The organism is Noviluteimonas caseinilytica (assembly GCF_018406605.1).
GTDB lineage: Bacteria > Pseudomonadota > Gammaproteobacteria > Xanthomonadales > Xanthomonadaceae > Noviluteimonas > Noviluteimonas caseinilytica.
The window spans coordinates 895,424-910,515 of record NZ_AP024545.1 but is presented as its reverse complement, the minus strand read 5'-3'; the positions used below and the strand labels follow the sequence as shown (position 1 = coordinate 910,515).

Here is a 15,092-nt window from a genome sequence, read left to right as displayed (position 1 = left end):
TGCCACCCGGCCCGGGGCGTTCGCGTTTTCATGCAGTAGCAAGAGGAGGCTGACCATGTTCGAAGGGCAACCACAGGCGGAACTCGAGGCATTGATCAAGGGCAACCCCGAGTTCAAGAGCCTGTACCAGCGCCACAAGGAACTCGACAAGCAGGTACTCGACGCCGAACTCGGCGTGCTCCCCGTCGACGACCTGACCCTGCAGAAGATGAAGCGCGAAAAGCTCGCTGCGAAGGATCGACTGACCAGCCTTTACGACCGGGAACACTGACCCCGGCCGCAACCACACCGTCGCGGGCGGTGCCGGCGTCCTCGTCCAGCCGGCACCGCCTGCGGTGGCATCGAATCGCACGCTGACTTTCGCGTGCGCCCCGACGGATAATCGCCCGCTCCGCCGCACGTTCGCGGCCGCACGCGGGATCCACGATGTCCACCAGCAGCACCGTGCACCAGTCCGTCCTCGAACTGATCGGCGATACGCCGGTCGTGCAGGCGCAGCGCCTCGACACCGGCAAGTGCACGCTGTTCCTGAAGCTGGAAAGCCAGAACCCGGGCGGATCGGTCAAGGACCGCATCGGCATCTCGATGATCGAGGCCGCCGAGAAGCGCGGTGACATCAAGCCCGGCGACACGCTCGTCGAAGGCACCGCCGGCAACACCGGCATCGGCCTGGCGCTCGTCGCGCAGCAGAAGGGCTACAAGCTGATCCTCGTCGTGCCCGACAAGATGAGCCGCGAGAAGATCTTCAACCTCAAGGCGATGGGCGCGCAGGTGGTGCTGACGCGCAGCGACGTGGCGAAAGGCCATCCCGATTACTACCAGGACATGGCCGAACGCATCGCGCGCGAAACGCCCGGCGCGTACTTCATCAACCAGTTCGGCAACCCCGACAACCCGGCCGCGCACGAATTCGGCACCGGCCCGGAAATCCTGCGCCAGATGGGCGGCGACCTCGACGCCATCGTCTTCGGCTGCGGCAGCTCCGGCACGATGACGGGCCTTTCGCGGTGCTTCGCGCAGCACTCGCCGAAAACCGAACTCGTGCTGGCCGATCCGGTCGGTTCGATCCTCGAGGAGTACATCAACCGCGGCACGCTGTCGGACAAGTCGGCCAGCTGGATGGTCGAAGGCATCGGCGAGGATTTCCTGCCGCCGATCTCCGACTTCACGCGCGTCAAGCAGGCCTACGCGATCTCCGACAAGGAAAGCTTCCTCACCGCGCGCGAGTTGCTGGAGAAGGAAGGCATCTTCGGCGGTTCTTCCACCGGCACGCTGCTCGCCGCCGCGCTCAAGTATTGCCGCGCGCAGACCGAGCCCAAGCGCGTGCTCGTCTTCGTGTGCGACACCGGCAACAAGTACCTGTCGAAGATGTACAACGACTACTGGATGCTGGACAACGGCTTCCTGGAGCGCGAAACGCACGGCGACCTGCGCGACCTGATCCTGCGCCCGTTCTCGCGCAAGGACACCGTGGTGGTGGCGCCGACCGACCTGCTGGTCACCGCCTACCAGCGCATGAAGCTGTACGACGTCTCCCAGCTGCCCGTGATGGACGGCGAGAAGATCGTCGGCATCGTCGACGAATCCGACGTCCTGCTGCACGTCTACGGCGACGAGGCGAAGTTCCGCGACCCGGTGTCCACCGCGATGGTGTCCAAGCTCGACATCCTCGACGTGCGCTCCCCGGTGGAGGCCCTGCTGCCCGTGTTCGACCGCGGCCACGTGGCCATCGTGACCCAGGACACCGCGTTCCTCGGCCTGATCACCCGGATCGACTTGCTGAACTGGTTGCGCCGCCGGGTGCAATAGCCCATTCGCCCGGGGGGCGGGCGAGCCGCCGATGCTAGAATCGCGCCGGTTTTTCGCATCGGATCCACGCATGAAAGAGCAGGACACGCGCGCCATGGGCCCCGGCACCAAGGCGATCCACGCCGGTCAATCGCCCGACCCGACCACCGGGGCGGTCATGCCGCCGATCTACGCCACGTCCACGTACGCCCAGTCCAGCCCCGGCGTGCACCAGGGGTTCGAGTACTCGCGCACGCACAACCCGACCCGGTTCGCCTACGAGCGCTGCATTGCCGCGCTCGAGGGCGGTACCCGCGGGTACGCGTTCGGCTCGGGCCTGGCCGCGACCTCCACGCTGCTGGAGCTGTTCGACAGCGGCGACCACATCATCGCGATGGACGACGTGTACGGCGGCACCTTCCGCCTGTTCGAACGCGTGCGCCGCCGCTCGGCGGGCCTGGACTTCAGCTGGGTCGATCTCACCGATCCGGCCAAGTTCGAAGCCGCGATCACGCCGAAGACGAAGATGGTGTGGATCGAGACCCCCACCAACCCCTTGCTGAAGATCGTCGACATCGCCGCGATCGCGAAGATCGCGAAGGCGCACGGGTTGATGGTGGTCGTCGACAACACCTTCTCCTCGCCGATGGTGCAGCGCCCGCTCGAACACGGCGCCGACATCGTCATGCACTCGGCCACCAAGTACCTCAACGGCCACTCCGACATGGTCGGCGGCATCCTCGTGGTCGGCGACAACACCGAACTCGCCGAACAGCTCGCCTTCCTGCAGAACTCGATCGGCGCGGTGCAGGGCCCGTTCGACAGCTTCCTCGCGTTGCGCGGCCTGAAGACATTGCACCTGCGCATGCGCGCGCATTGCGAGAACGCGCTCGCGCTGGCGCAGTGGCTCGAATCGCATCCGGCGATCGAACGCGTCGTCTACCCGGGCTTGCCCTCGCACCCGCACCACGCGCTGGCGAAGCAGCAGATGGACGGCTTCGGCGGCATCGTCACGATCTTCGTCAAGGGCGGGCTCGAGGCGGCGAAGCGCTTCTGCGAGCGCACGCAGCTGTTCACGCTCGCCGAATCGCTGGGCGGCGTGGAAAGCCTCGTCAACCATCCCGCGATCATGACGCACGCCTCGATCCCGCCGGAGCGTCGTGCGCAACTCGGCCTGTTCGACAACCTGGTGCGCCTGAGCGTCGGTGTCGAAGACGTCGCGGACCTGCAACGCGACCTCGCCGCGGCGCTGCAGTCGTAACGCGGCGATGGAAATCCTGGATGTCTTCGGCCGCCATCGGTCGCTTGCGGTCGAGCTGACGCGGCGCGAGATCCTCGGCCGTTACCGCGGCGCCAACTTCGGCCTGCTGTGGTCGCTGATCAGCCCGTTCCTGATGCTGCTCGTCTACACGATGGCCTTCGGCTACATCATGAAGAGCCGCTGGCCCGGCGCGTCGGGCTCGACCTTCGAGTTCGCGGTGATCCTGTTCGTCGGCCTGGTGGTGCACGGCTACTTCGCCGAATGCTTCACGCGCGCGCCGATGCTGATCGTGGGCAACGCCAACTTCGTCAAGCGCGTCGTGTTCCCGCTCGAGCTGCTCGGCTGGAGCATGTCGTTTTCCGCGTTGTTCCACCTGGCGATGAACACCGTGGTGCTGCTCGCGCTCCTGTGGTTCGCCAAGGGAGCCGTGCCGCCGACCGCGCTGCTGTTCCCGGTCGTGTTCGCGCCGCTGTTCGTGCTCACGCTCGGGGTCGGCTGGATCGTCTCGGCGCTCGGCGTGTTCCTGCGCGACATCGGGCAGATCGTGGGCGTGATCGCCACCGCGATGCTGTTCCTGTCGTCGGCGATCGTGCCCGTGGGCTCCGTGCCCGAACGCTACCGCTGGGTGTTCCACCTCAATCCGCTGACCTTCATCATCGACCAGGCGCGCGAAGTCCTGATCTGGGGCCACCTGCCCGATTGGCGCGGCCTCGGCGTCTACACCGTTTGCGCGGTGGCGGTGGCCTTCGCGGGCCACGCGATCTTCGCGAAGCTGCGCACGGGGTTCGCCGATGTCCTTTGACGGCGCGAACACCCCGCCCGCCGGCGCGCTCACGATTTCCGTGCGCAACGCCGGCAAGGCGTACCACATGTACGAAAGCCCGGCCCACCGGCTGTGGCAGAGCCTGTTCGGCCGGCGCAAGACGTTCTTCCGCAACTTCTGGGCGCTGCGCGGCATCGACATGGACGTGATGCGCGGCGAGACGATGGGCATCATCGGCCGCAACGGCTCGGGCAAGTCCACGTTGCTGCAGATGATCGCCGGCACGCTCACGCCCACCGAAGGCTCGGTGTCGATCCACGGGCGCGTCGCCGCGCTGCTCGAACTGGGCAGCGGGTTCAACCCCGAGTTCACCGGGCGCGAGAACGTCTACCTCAACGCCGCCATCTACGGCCTGACGCGCGAGGAAACCGCGCGGCGCCTGGACGACATCCTGGCCTTCGCCGACATCGGCGAGTTCATCGACCAGCCCGTGCGCAGCTATTCCAGCGGCATGGCCCTGCGCCTGGCCTTCGCGGTCATCGTGCACGTCGACGCCGACGTGCTGATCATCGACGAAGCGCTGTCGGTCGGCGATGCGTTCTTCTCGCAGAAGTGCATGCGCTTCCTGCGCGAGTTCAAGAAGCGCGGCACGTTGCTGTTCGTCAGCCACGATGCCGGCGCAGTGACGGGCCTGTGCGACCGGGCGATCTGGCTGGAGAACGGCGCGATGCGCGGCTCCGGTTCGGCGCGCGAGGTGGTGGAGGCCTACATGGCCGAGCTGCACGTCGTGGAGCGCCGTCGCGTGGCGGGCGAACGCGTCGTGGCGTCCAGGCCGGCGATTGCACCGGACGCGGTCGACCACGACGTGCGCGACGTGCGTGCGCAGGCCGACGCGCCCGTGCCCGCGGTGCGCACCTTCGCGTTCGACCCGGAGCGCTCCGGGCTGGAATTCGGCGCCGGCAAGGCGCAGATCGTCAGCGTGCGCCTGCTGCAGGCCAGTGGCGATCCGGTGCTGTTCGCCGAAGGCGGCGAAATCGTGGACCTGGTGATCACCGCGAAGCTCGGCGAGCCGCTCGACGGCCTGATCTTCGGCTTCTACGTCAAGGATCGCCTCGGCCAGCGCCTGTTCGGCGACAACTCGTACCTGGTGTACCAGGACGCGCCGGTGGCGGGCGCGGCGGGCGACATGGTGAGCGCGCGCTTCCGCTTCCGCATGCCGCACATGCCGTCGGGCTCGTACATGATCGACGCCGCGGTGGCGTCGGGCACGCAGTACGACCACACGCAACAACACTGGATCCACGACGCGCTGGAATTCCGCGCGCTGGACGAAACGATGCGGTTCGGCCTCGTGGGCATTCCCATGCTGGACATCCAGGTACGACAGGATTCGATGGAATGATGGAGTTCACGGGCGAGCGATTCATCCCCGGCGAGCTGGGCGAACTGAGCCTGGAACACTGGCATCGCTACGTGTGGTGCAACCGCGCGGTCGCCGGCCTGCGCGTGCTCGACGTCGCGTGCGGCGAAGGCTACGGCTCGGCGCTGCTCGCGCGTTCGGCCGCGCACGTGCAGGGCGTCGATATTTCCGCCGATGCCGTGCGCCATGCGCGCGAACGCTACGGCGCCGCGGGACGCGTGGAATTCACCGAGGCCAGCGCTGCGGCATTGCCGTTCGCGGACGCGACGTTCGACGCCATCATCTCGTTCGAGACGATCGAGCACATCGATGCCGACCTGCAGGCGCGCATGGTCGCCGAATTGCGGCGCGTGCTCCGGCCGGACGGCTTCCTCGTGCTGTCGTCCCCCAACCGCGCGGTCTATTCCGATCGCCGCGGCTTCCACAACGAATTCCACGTGCGCGAGCTGTACTTCGACGAGCTCGACGCGTTGCTCGCCCCGCATTTCCCCGCGCGGCACTACCACGCGCAGCGCATGGCCTCCGTGTCCATGCTCGTCCCGATGGAGGGTGCGAGCGCTGCGTACACCGCGTTCCGCGCCGACGGCGACGACGTCGCCGAGCGCACGGCCTCGCCGGGCGACGTGAAATATTTCATGGCCGTGTGCGCCGCGCGCGCGGATGCCGTGCCGACGCTGCCGGCGTCCGTGTACGACGACGCGCGCATCGACCTGTATGCGCGCCACGAAGACCTCGCCGCCTGGGCGCAGCAACTCGACCAGGACATGGCGCGCGAGCGCGCCGACTTCGGGAAGCTCCAGGCCGAACATGACGAGCGCACGCGCTGGGCGCTGTCGCTGTCGACCGAACTGGAAGAACACGCCCGCGTGGCGCAATCGCGCGATGCCTTGATCGACGAGCGCACGCGCTGGGCGCAATCGCTGGAGGCCGAAGTCGCGCAGGAACGCGCGCGGCATGCCTTCGTCAAGCGACGCGCGCTGGAACTCGAACTGGAACTGCGCGACGTGCGCCACGCCCTGCAGGAGGGCGCGAGCCGCTTCCGCAAGGCCTTCGACGCGGAAGTGGAATTGCGCATGCAGGTGCAGCGCCAGGGCCTGGAACAGGAACGGCACGCCCGCGACCTGCGTGCGATCGCCGAAGGCCTGCTGGCGTCAACGTCGTGGCGCGCGACCACGTGGCTGCGCCGCGCGGTGTCGCTGCTGCGGGGCCGCAAGCTGGCGCCGATCGCGCTGCCCGAGCCGCCCGAACGCATCGGCGCGCTCCCGCGCAGCGTCTCGGTCGACGACCTGGTGTTCGTGCGGCCGGAATCCCCGAAGTTCTCGGTGGTCATCCCGGCCTACGGCCAGTTCGCCCACACGCTGGCGTGCCTGCATTCGCTGCAGGTGGCAGGCGGCCGCGCGAGCTTCGAGGTCATCGTGATCGAGGACGCCTCCGGCGACGCGGAGATCGAGCGCCTGCGCGGGATCACCGGCCTGCGCTACGTGGCCAACCCCGCCAACATGGGCTTCCTGCGCTCGTGCAACCAGGCGCAGCAGTTGGCGCGCGGCGAGTACATCGTCTTCCTCAACAACGACACCGAAGTGCGGCCGGGTTGGCTCGACGCATTGCTCGACGTGTTCGAAGCGCATCCCGACGCCGGGATCGCCGGCTCCAAGCTCGTCTTCGCCGACGGGCGCCTGCAGGAAGCCGGCGGTATCGTGTGGCGCGACGGGTCGGCCTGGAACTACGGGCGCCTGCAGGATCCGGACGCCAGCGAATTCAACTACGTGCGCCGGGTGGATTACGTCTCGGGCGCAGCACTGATGATCCCCACCGCACTGTTCCGCAAGCTCGGTGGCTTCGATCCGATCTACGCGCCGGCCTACTGCGAAGACTCCGACCTCGCCTTCCGCGTGCGCGCCGAAGGCCTCGAGGTGTACTACACGCCGTTCTCGGAAGTCGTGCACCACGAGGGCGTTTCGCACGGCACGGACACGGGCAGCGGCATCAAGGCCTACCAGCCGATCAACCAGGCGAAATTCCTGGAACGCTGGCGCGACACGCTCGCCGCGCACTATCCCAACGCCGAGTGCGTGCCGCTCGCGCGCGACCGCGCGTTCGACGGTCCGGTGGTGCTGGTGATCGACCACTACGTGCCGCAGCCCGACCGCGACGCGGGTTCTCGCACGATGGATGCGTTCCTCGACCGCCTGCTCGAACTTGGCTGCCACGTGAAGTTCTGGCCCGAGAACCTGCACAACGACGTGCCCTACGTGCGCGCGCTGCAGGCGCGCGGCATCGAGGTCTTCCACGGCGCGCACTGGGCCGGGCGCCTGGGCGAAGTGCTCGAGCAGTGGGGCGATCGCCTCACCGCGGTGCTCGTCTCGCGCCCGCACATCGCCAGCGGCGTGCTGGCCGAGATCCGCGCCCGCACGCGCGCACGCATCGTCTACTACGGCCACGACCTGCATTTCCGCCGCATGGCGCTGGAAGCGCGGGCGCGCGGCGAAACCGACGGCGACGCCGCCACCGCGATGGAAACGATGGAACGCCACGTGTGGCGGCAGTCGGACGTGGTGCTCTATCCCTCCGACGAAGAAGCGCGCGACGTCGCGGGCCTGGAGCCCGGCGTGTCCGCGATGTCCGTCGTGCCCTACGCCTACGATCGCTTCGAAGCGCCGGTGTCGGTGGGCGATCGGCGCGACCTGGTGTTCGTCGCCGGCTTCGGCCATCCGCCGAACGTCGACGCGGCGCACTGGCTGGTGTCGGAAATCATGCCGCGCGTTTGGGCGCGCCGCCCCGACCTGCGCCTGGCGCTCGTGGGCTCCAATCCGACCGATGACGTGCGTGCGCTCGCAGGCGACCGCGTCGAAGTCACCGGCTATGTTTCGGACGAGGCGCTGCAGGCGCGCTATCGCAACGCGCGCGTGGCCGTGGTGCCGCTGCGATTCGGCGCGGGCGTGAAGAGCAAGGTCGTCGAAGCGCTGCAACTCGGCCTGCCGCTGGTCACCACGACCGTCGGCGCGCAGGGCCTGGATGGCGTCGACGCCGCATGCAGCGTCGTCGATGCCCCCGACGCCATGGCCGATGCGATCCTCGCGCTCCTCGACGACGACGCGCTGTGGCTCGCGCGTGCGCGCGCCGGCGTCGCGTTCGCCGCTGCGCGCTTCTCGCGGGAGGCGATGCGTCGATCGCTCGCCGCCGCCTTCGCGTTGACCGACGGGAGTTCCGCATGATCGTGCGTGCACGCGCACCGCTGCGCCTCGGCCTGGCCGGCGGCGGCACCGATGTTTCGCCGTACTGCGACCTGCACGGCGGTTTCGTCATGAACGCCACCATCGACAAGTACGCGCACGCGATGGTCGACGATGCGCCGGACGGCACGGTCGCGTTCGAAGTGCTCGACCACGACGAACGCATCGCGTTCGCGCCGGGTGCATGCGAGCAGCAGGACGGGAAGCTCGCGCTGCTCGTCGGCGCGTACCTGCGCATCTCGCGCGACTTCCTCGGCGGGCGCCAGCCCGCGATCCGGCTGCGCGCGCACTCCGACGCGCCCCCGGGCTCGGGCCTGGGCTCGTCGTCGACGATGATGGTCGCGCTGGTCACCGCGCTCGCGGATTATTTCTCGCTGGGCCTGGGCGAGTACGAAATCGCGCACCTGGCCTACGAGATCGAACGCAACGATCTGGCGTTGACCGGCGGCAAGCAGGACCAGTACGCCGCGGCGTTCGGCGGGTTCAACTTCATGGAGTTCCATCGCGAGGACCGCGTCATCGTCAACCCGCTGCGGATGAAGCCGTGGGTGCTGGCCGAACTGGAAGCCTCGCTGGTGCTGTACTTCACCGGCGTGTCGCGTTCCTCGGCGAGCATCATCGACGAGCAGATCCGCAACGTCGCCGGCGGCGAATCCGATTCCATCGCGGCGATGCACCGCCTGAAGGAAGAAGCCACCGCGATGAAGGAAGCGTTGCTGCGCGGCGACCTGCGCGGATTCGTGCGCACGCTGCAGGCCGGCTGGGAAGCGAAGAAGCGCATGGCCGCCTCGATCACCAACCCGCACATCGATGCGATCGAGCGCGTGGCCACCGCCAACGGCGCGCTGGCCACCAAGGTGTCCGGCGCGGGCGGCGGCGGCTTCATGATGTTCTTCTGCGCACCGCACGACCGCGTGCGCCTGTGCCGTGCGCTCGATGGCCAGGGCGGCACGCGCATGGACTTCCATTTCACCAACGAAGGGGCGATCGCATGGCGACCGACGTGATCCAGACGGTGCGCGGCGAGTTTGCCAAGTCGCTTGCGAATTTCCGCGCGATGTCCGAGGACGCCGCGCTCGAGCAGACCATCGTGCAGGCGGTGGACACCTGCGTGCGCTCGCTGCGCAACGGCGGCAAGATCCTGTTCGCCGGCAACGGCGGCAGCGCGGCCGACGCGCAGCACTGGGCGGGCGAACTCGTCAGCCGCTTCTACTACGACCGGCCCGGACTGCCGGGCATCGCGCTGACCACCGACACGAGCATCCTCACCGCGATCGGCAACGACTACGGTTACGACTACACGTTCGCGCGCCAGGTCGAAGCGCTGGGCGTGGCGGGCGACGTGTTCGTCGCGATCTCCACGTCGGGCAACTCGCCCAACATCGTGCGCGCGGCCGAAGCCTCGCGCGCGCGCGGGATCCACGTCATCGGATTCACGGGGCAGGGCGGCGGTGCGCTGTTGCCGCTGGCGGATGTCTGCTTCCGCGTGCCGTCCACCGAGACGCCGCGGATCCAGGAAGGCCACGAGTTCATCGGCCACCTGCTGTGCAGCCTGATCGAATGTGCGATGTACCCGCGCGATGCCGACTGACGAAGCGATCGTCCTCGTCGGCGGCCTCGGCACGCGGCTGCGCAGCGTCGTCAGCGACGTGCCCAAGCCGCTCGCGCCCGTGGCCGGGCGGCCGTTCCTCGCGTGGGTGCTCGACCACCTCGTCGATGCCGGGCTCGCCCGCATCATCCTTGCGGTGGGGTATCGCGGCGAGCTCGTCGAACAGGCGATCGGCGCGCGCTGGCGCACTGCAAGCGGCGCTTCCGCCGACATCGTGTACGCCCGCGAATCCGAACCGCTCGGCACCGGTGGCGCCGTGCGCAATGCCGCCGCGCAATTGGCCGGCGATGCGGTGCACGTCGTGAACGGCGATACGTTCCTGCGCTATTCGCCGGCCGCGCTGGAACGCGCGACGCGCGAGGCCGCCGCGATGCTCGGCATCGCGCTCGCGCACGTCCCGGATGCCGCGCGCTACGGCGCAGTGGTGATCGAGGACGACCTGGTGCGCGGCTTCCAGGAAAAAGGCCGCGGCGGCCCGGGCTGGATCAACGCGGGCTGCTATTTCCTCGCGCCTGCGGCGTTGGCGGCATTGCCCGCCGACCCGGTGTTCTCGTTCGAGGAAGCCGTCCTCGCGCCCGCCGCGCAAACCGGGCGCGTGGCCGCGCATACGCAGACCGAAGGCTTCATCGACATCGGCGTGCCGGACGACTACCTGCGCGCGCAATCGCTGTTCGCCTCGGAGCGCGCATGAGCGCGGCCGGGCAACGCGTCGTCGATCCGGGCCTGGACGCGCTGCTGGCGGGCCATCCCGTGCCGCGGCGCGCGCTGTTCCTCGATCGCGACGGCGTGATCAACGAGGACGACGGCTACGTGCATTCGGCGTCCGGGACACGCTGGATCCCCGGCATCTTCGCGCTCTGTCGCGCCGCGGTCGATGCGGGTTACCTGATCGTCGTCGTCACCAACCAGGCCGGCATCGCGCGCGGCCTGTACACCGACGCGCAATTCCGCGACTACACGCGCTGGATGCACGAGGCGTTCGCGGGCAGGGGCGTGCCGATCGCGGCGACGTACTACTGTCCGCACCACCCCACGGCCGGACTGCACGAAGCGCGCATCGTGTGCGAATGCCGCAAGCCGGCGCCCGGGATGTTCCTGGCTGCCTGTACCGCGCTGGGGATCGACGCCGCCGCCTCGATGCACGTCGGCGACAAGGCCAGCGATCTCGAAGCGGCACGCGCCGCGGGCGTGGCCACGCGCCTGCTGTTGGGCGATGCCCCGCTTCCCGCGGGCGAACGCCGCATCCACGCCCTCACCGAAGCAATGCCTTTCCTTGCGTACGAACCGCCCATGGCGACCGGAGTCCAAGATGGTTGACCTGCGCGCACCCTGTCCGTTCTGCCGCAACCCCTGCGCATTGCACGCCACGCTCGACGGCGTTGCGTACTTCGATTGCAGCGACTGCGATTTCATCTTTGCCGATCCAACGCTGCTGGCACGCATCGACGCCGGCGAGCCGGTGCGCGAGTACGACGACGCGTACTGGCAGATGGAGCTTGCCGCGGCACGCGACCGCTCGTGGGGGCCGTCCCTGGCGCGCACGGCGGAGGCGCTGCTGTATTGCACGATTCCGGTCCGGCGCTTCGTCGACGTCGGCGCGGGTCCGGGGTTCCTGCTCGATGCGCTGGCGACCTACCTGCCTTCGCACGTGGACACCTTCCACGGCATCGAGAAGTTCCCGCCCCCGCAGCACCTGCGCACGCAGCGCCCGAATTACATCCACGCCGACATCGCCGACGTCGACGGGACCTTCGAGTGCGGCACGTGCATCGAAGTGCTCGAACACCTCACGCCCGCCATGGCGCGTGCGCTCGCCCGCGCGTTGCGTGCGCGTTCGGTGCCCGGCTCGCTGTTCCTGTTCAACACGGGACTCACCGCCTACGTGCGCGGCGAGGACCCCGGTTACCTCGATCCGTTCGGGCGCGGGCACATCACGTGCTGGTCGGTGTCGTCGGCGCGGCGCGTGTTCGGCCCGGAAGGGTTCCTTGTCCACGCGTTGCCCGGAAAGACCTGGGCCTTCGTCATCGAAATGGGACCCGTCGCCGACAAGAACGCCATGGTCGATCGCATCTGGCATGGACCGGCGGCGAACCGGAACCTGCTGTCCGATCCCGTCATGGGCAACGTCATGTACCTGCTGGGCGTCGAAAGCGCCCGCGCCTACGGCGTCGCCCCGGTCGAACGACTGCCGTGGCAGGCGCGGCTGTGGAAGCGGCTGCGCGGGTTGGCACCGTGACCGCAGCCGGATCCTTCCCGCCCGATTCGCACGCACCTTTGTAGAGGCACACCATGCATCAGTTCGAATACGTGGATTTCGAAGCGCGCCGCGACCGGCCCGAGGTGACCGCCTGCTGGCTGGCGACGCAGCAGATGCTCGCGGCGGTGAACGACACGCTGGATGGCTACTGCGATACGTGCGGCGACCTGCGCACCTTCAATGTCGTGCGCAACGGGAACGGCGAGGTGGAAACGCGCGAAGGCCTCGTCTGCGGCGCCTGCGGTTTCAGCGCGCGGATCCGCGCCACCATCGCGATGCTGCGCGCGCGCGCGCCGGACGCGCGCGACATCTACATCACCGAGCAGTCCACGGCGGTCTTCGCGTATCTCCAGAAACAGCATCCCGGCATCCGGGGCAGCGAGTTCGAACCCGACGCGTCAAAGCGGGAATCGCTCGGCGCGTGGCTGGCGCAGATCGGGGGCCACGGGCCCGTGGAATTCCAGGACATCACGCGCCTGACCTTCGAGGACGCCAGCCAGGATGCGATCGTGTCCATGGATGTGCTCGAGCACGTGCCCGATTACGCCGCGGCGCTGCGCGAGTTCGCGCGCGTCCTGCGGCCGGGCGGCGTCGTCGTCGCGACGTTCCCGTTCATCGACGTGGCCGACACGCTCGTGCGTGCTTCGATCGGCGACGACGGCACGATCACGCACCACGAAACGCCCGAATACCACGGCGATCCGATCGGCGGCCCCGTGCTCTGCTTCCAGCATTTCGGGTGGGACGTGCTCTCCCTCGCGCGCGCGTCCGGATTTTCCGACGCCGCCATGGTGATGCCGTGGGCGCCCGAGCGGGCGTTCTACTACGGCCACTGGACGCTGGTCGCCACGCGATGACCCTTCGCCCCGACGAGACAGGCAGGCCCCCGGACCGCATCGAGTCGCTGCGCGCGTTCGCATTCTTCGCGCTGGTCGCGCTGTGCCTGTCGCTGGCCGCCTACCATCCGTACTACTTCGGCGACGAGCTGTTTTCCTTCGCCTTCGGCAAGCAGCACGGAGGCGGTTTCGCCGACGTGCTCGCGGCGCTGAACGCGTACAAGCCGCGCATCCTCATGAACGTGCTGTGGGCCGCGATCGTCGCCGGCGACTGGCCGCGTTGGGTGCCCATGCTGGTGTTCACCGCAGGCATGGCCGCGAGCGCCGGTTACGCGTGGTTGCTCGCGCGCGTTGCGATGCGTGCGACCGCCGGCGTGGCGATCGCCGCCGGGCTCCTCGTGCTGCTTTCGCGCTTCAACGTGATGCTCTACCACGACTACGTGTCGGGGACGATCGAAGCGCTCAGCCTGGCGGCGTTCCTTGCAGGCATCTACGCGATGCGCGGTGTGTTGTTTCCGGGCAGCGGCATCGTCGGCGCGCGCGCGATTGCCACGGCCCTGGCGTGCTTCCTCGTCGCGGTGCTCATCCACGAACGCTACGTGGCCGGCATCGCGGGGCTGGTGGGCGTCGTCGTCGTGTTCCAGTGGTGGCAGGCCGGCCGGCGGATTTCCGCGCGGCAGCTCGCGGCGCTTGCCGCATTGGTGCTGGTGCCGCTGATCGTGTTCGTTGCGCTGGTGAAGGGACTGTCCGACAACCCGGTGGCCATGGGCACGTCGGGCAGGGTGGTGTCGGTGGATGCGGGCACGGCGAAGGTCGCGGGCACGTATGCGCTCAATGTCCTGTCCGGCACAAACTACGGACCGGTGTGGTTCGTCGGGCGCCTCAACCAGGATGCCGTCGATGCCACGGTGACGTTCCTGGTGTGCGCGGGCGCCGCGACGATCGCGTGGTTGTTGCCGTGGGCGTTCCGCCGCTGGCGTCCGCGGCTGTCCGTCGGCGCGCTGGCCTTGCTCGCGGCGGCGTTCGGGATGATCGCGATCGCCAGCCTGCCCGGTGCCGACCGCCAGGAAGCACGCTGGATGTTGCCGGCCTATGCGCTGGTGGTGCTGTTCGCGGTTTCGAGCTATCGCGGCGCCGGACGCGCGCTGCTGTTGTTGGTGCTCGGCGCGACGCAGCTGTATTACATCGCCTACGGACGGATCGAATCGATTTCCAGCATCCTGGCCTCCGATACGGCGCGCCACCTGGGCGAGACGCTGGACAACGTCCGGTTCTCGCGGGAGGGCGGCGTGCTCGTCGGCGGCACCGAGCCCGATACGACCTGGGTGCTGGGCGGCGGCGGCGAAGTGTTCTGCGCCGTCAACCTGCATCGCAACGATTGCGTCCGCACGCCTGCGGGCGTGGCGCAATCGCCCGGCTTCGACTACGGATTCGGCCTGGCGCCGCTGGTGCCGGAAGCAGGCGGCGCCCACTTCGCATTGCTGTCGCGCCAGCAGGCGCATGCGCTCGTGGGGTCGAAACAATTGCCGCCGGGCGGGCAAACGCTGGGCGCGGCTGGCAACTGGCAGGGATGGCAGTTCGCGCGTCCCTCGGATGCGGGGCCCGATGGCCTGCGCCTGGATCGCCTCGCGGAGAACACGCTCGCGATGCCTGCGGGAGAACTGGACGGTGTTGTGCTGGTGTATCGCGCGGAAGCCGTGCGCGGCACGGACGTCCTCATGCGGCAGCAGGTCAACTGGGCGGCGGCCGATGGCGCGTTCCTCGGCGCGACGCTGAGCGTGGTGCCGGTCACTGCCGGCGTTCGCGACTATCCCGCGTATGTCGTCGCACCCCGCGGTGCGGCGAAAGGCTATGTCTACGCCACGCTGCACGACGGCGCGACCGGCGTGGTGCGCCTGGAATCGGTGCGGATCGCGCGTTGAGCG

At 68.7% G+C, this 15,092-nt stretch carries 13 protein-coding genes; all 13 read left to right on the top strand.

The window, feature by feature from the left end:
• The first annotated feature begins 55 nt into the window (after positions 1 to 55).
• Positions 56 to 271, top strand: a complete 216-nt coding sequence (locus tag LYSCAS_RS04520; protein WP_213436108.1) for a YdcH family protein — start codon at positions 56 to 58, stop codon at positions 269 to 271.
• Positions 272 to 426: 155 nt separating this feature from the next.
• Complete coding sequence (locus LYSCAS_RS04515; RefSeq protein ID WP_213436106.1) at positions 427 to 1,809, top strand: pyridoxal-phosphate dependent enzyme; 1,383 nt, start codon at positions 427 to 429, stop codon at positions 1,807 to 1,809.
• Between the two features lie 70 nt (positions 1,810 to 1,879).
• A complete protein-coding gene (locus LYSCAS_RS04510; protein WP_213436104.1) occupies positions 1,880 to 3,049 on the top strand; it encodes a cystathionine gamma-synthase in 1,170 nt (389 codons plus the stop codon).
• A 7-nt stretch (positions 3,050 to 3,056) separates the two neighbouring features.
• Complete coding sequence (locus LYSCAS_RS04505; protein WP_213436102.1) at positions 3,057 to 3,851, top strand: ABC transporter permease; 795 nt, start codon at positions 3,057 to 3,059, stop codon at positions 3,849 to 3,851.
• Positions 3,841 to 5,214 (top strand): ABC transporter ATP-binding protein, encoded by a 1,374-nt coding sequence (locus LYSCAS_RS04500; RefSeq protein WP_213436100.1) that lies wholly within the window; start codon positions 3,841 to 3,843, stop codon positions 5,212 to 5,214. Before LYSCAS_RS04505 ends, LYSCAS_RS04500 begins: the two co-directional genes overlap by 11 nt.
• Positions 5,211 to 8,447 carry a glycosyltransferase gene (locus LYSCAS_RS04495; RefSeq protein WP_213436098.1) on the top strand — a complete coding sequence of 1,079 codons (3,237 nt, stop codon included), beginning with the start codon at positions 5,211 to 5,213 and terminating at the stop codon, positions 8,445 to 8,447. Before LYSCAS_RS04500 ends, LYSCAS_RS04495 begins: the two co-directional genes overlap by 4 nt.
• Entirely contained in the window at positions 8,444 to 9,472 is a 1,029-nt protein-coding gene (locus LYSCAS_RS04490) for a GHMP family kinase ATP-binding protein (RefSeq protein ID WP_213436096.1), read from the top strand. The genes LYSCAS_RS04495 and LYSCAS_RS04490 overlap by 4 nt, the downstream gene beginning before the upstream one ends.
• Positions 9,457 to 10,056: a D-sedoheptulose-7-phosphate isomerase gene (locus LYSCAS_RS04485; protein ID WP_279640658.1), complete on the top strand. Its 600-nt coding sequence runs from the start codon at positions 9,457 to 9,459 to the stop codon at positions 10,054 to 10,056. The genes LYSCAS_RS04490 and LYSCAS_RS04485 overlap by 16 nt, the downstream gene beginning before the upstream one ends.
• Positions 10,046 to 10,765, top strand: coding sequence for a sugar phosphate nucleotidyltransferase (locus LYSCAS_RS04480; RefSeq protein WP_213436094.1), 720 nt, complete (start codon positions 10,046 to 10,048; stop codon positions 10,763 to 10,765). Before LYSCAS_RS04485 ends, LYSCAS_RS04480 begins: the two co-directional genes overlap by 11 nt.
• Positions 10,762 to 11,391: a D-glycero-alpha-D-manno-heptose-1,7-bisphosphate 7-phosphatase gene (locus LYSCAS_RS04475; protein WP_213436092.1), complete on the top strand. Its 630-nt coding sequence runs from the start codon at positions 10,762 to 10,764 to the stop codon at positions 11,389 to 11,391. The genes LYSCAS_RS04480 and LYSCAS_RS04475 overlap by 4 nt, the downstream gene beginning before the upstream one ends.
• Positions 11,384 to 12,310, top strand: a complete 927-nt coding sequence (locus tag LYSCAS_RS04470) for a methyltransferase domain-containing protein (protein ID WP_213436090.1) — start codon at positions 11,384 to 11,386, stop codon at positions 12,308 to 12,310. Before LYSCAS_RS04475 ends, LYSCAS_RS04470 begins: the two co-directional genes overlap by 8 nt.
• 53 nt (positions 12,311 to 12,363) lie before the next feature.
• Positions 12,364 to 13,188: a class I SAM-dependent methyltransferase gene (locus LYSCAS_RS16070; RefSeq protein ID WP_279640656.1), complete on the top strand. Its 825-nt coding sequence runs from the start codon at positions 12,364 to 12,366 to the stop codon at positions 13,186 to 13,188.
• Complete coding sequence (locus LYSCAS_RS04460; RefSeq protein WP_213436089.1) at positions 13,185 to 15,089, top strand: hypothetical protein; 1,905 nt, start codon at positions 13,185 to 13,187, stop codon at positions 15,087 to 15,089. The genes LYSCAS_RS16070 and LYSCAS_RS04460 overlap by 4 nt, the downstream gene beginning before the upstream one ends.
• Positions 15,090 to 15,092: the final 3 nt, after the last annotated feature.

Bases quoted from the DNA above. Each gene is read 5' to 3' on its own strand.
- LYSCAS_RS04520 (WP_213436108.1), top strand. From the start codon at position 56: ATGTTCGAAGGGCAACCACAGGCGGAACTCGAGGCATTGATCAAGGGC.
- LYSCAS_RS04515 (WP_213436106.1), top strand. From the start codon at position 427: ATGTCCACCAGCAGCACCGTGCACCAGTCCGTCCTCGAACTGATCGGC.
- LYSCAS_RS04510 (WP_213436104.1), top strand. From the start codon at position 1,880: ATGAAAGAGCAGGACACGCGCGCCATGGGCCCCGGCACCAAGGCGATC.
- LYSCAS_RS04505 (WP_213436102.1), top strand. From the start codon at position 3,057: ATGGAAATCCTGGATGTCTTCGGCCGCCATCGGTCGCTTGCGGTCGAG.
- LYSCAS_RS04500 (WP_213436100.1), top strand. From the start codon at position 3,841: ATGTCCTTTGACGGCGCGAACACCCCGCCCGCCGGCGCGCTCACGATT.
- LYSCAS_RS04495 (WP_213436098.1), top strand. From the start codon at position 5,211: ATGATGGAGTTCACGGGCGAGCGATTCATCCCCGGCGAGCTGGGCGAA.
- LYSCAS_RS04490 (WP_213436096.1), top strand. From the start codon at position 8,444: ATGATCGTGCGTGCACGCGCACCGCTGCGCCTCGGCCTGGCCGGCGGC.
- LYSCAS_RS04485 (WP_279640658.1), top strand. From the start codon at position 9,457: ATGGCGACCGACGTGATCCAGACGGTGCGCGGCGAGTTTGCCAAGTCG.
- LYSCAS_RS04480 (WP_213436094.1), top strand. From the start codon at position 10,046: ATGCCGACTGACGAAGCGATCGTCCTCGTCGGCGGCCTCGGCACGCGG.
- LYSCAS_RS04475 (WP_213436092.1), top strand. From the start codon at position 10,762: ATGAGCGCGGCCGGGCAACGCGTCGTCGATCCGGGCCTGGACGCGCTG.
- LYSCAS_RS04470 (WP_213436090.1), top strand. From the start codon at position 11,384: ATGGTTGACCTGCGCGCACCCTGTCCGTTCTGCCGCAACCCCTGCGCA.
- LYSCAS_RS16070 (WP_279640656.1), top strand. From the start codon at position 12,364: ATGCATCAGTTCGAATACGTGGATTTCGAAGCGCGCCGCGACCGGCCC.
- LYSCAS_RS04460 (WP_213436089.1), top strand. From the start codon at position 13,185: ATGACCCTTCGCCCCGACGAGACAGGCAGGCCCCCGGACCGCATCGAG.